This window comes from Halohasta sp. A2 (genome assembly GCF_056175805.1).
The window spans coordinates 1-350 of sequence record NZ_JAQFWV010000243.1 but is presented as its reverse complement, the minus strand read 5'-3'; the positions used below and the strand labels follow the sequence as shown (position 1 = coordinate 350).

The following is a 350-nucleotide window of genomic DNA, read 5'->3' as shown; positions in this document are numbered from 1 at the left end:
TCTAAGCCGAGCACGTCTCGTATCTCGGTCATATACTTCAGCCGATTCGGCGTTTCACGGTAGCTATGACCTTCTTCGAGCCGAATACAGTGCAAAACGACGTGAACCCAGCGGGCGAACCCGCCGCGAGTGGTTGGCGTAACCTTTGAACGGACTGATGTCTGCAACAGGCCAGCGGATACTGATCGCTCAATGGACGAGAACTCAAGCATTCAAACGTGGTGCAGACCACTCCTGGCGGGCTCGCCCGCATACTTTCCCAACGCTTGTTTAGCTAGCCGACGACACTGCTCAACGAAGTCGAGGAGATCGATCTCCATGGGCAGAGTCGAATTCCTCGGCTTCACGTT

Annotated in this window: 2 pseudogenes; both read right to left on the bottom strand. The window is 55.1% G+C overall.

Features of this window, described 5'->3' with window-relative positions:
• A pseudogene (locus tag O2S87_RS18985) lies at nt 1-128 on the bottom strand (IS5/IS1182 family transposase); the annotation flags it as partial.
• A gap of 108 nt (nt 129-236) precedes the next feature.
• Nucleotides 237-320: pseudogene (locus O2S87_RS18980) on the bottom strand (IS5/IS1182 family transposase); the annotation flags it as partial.
• Nucleotides 321-350 lie beyond the last annotated feature (30 nt).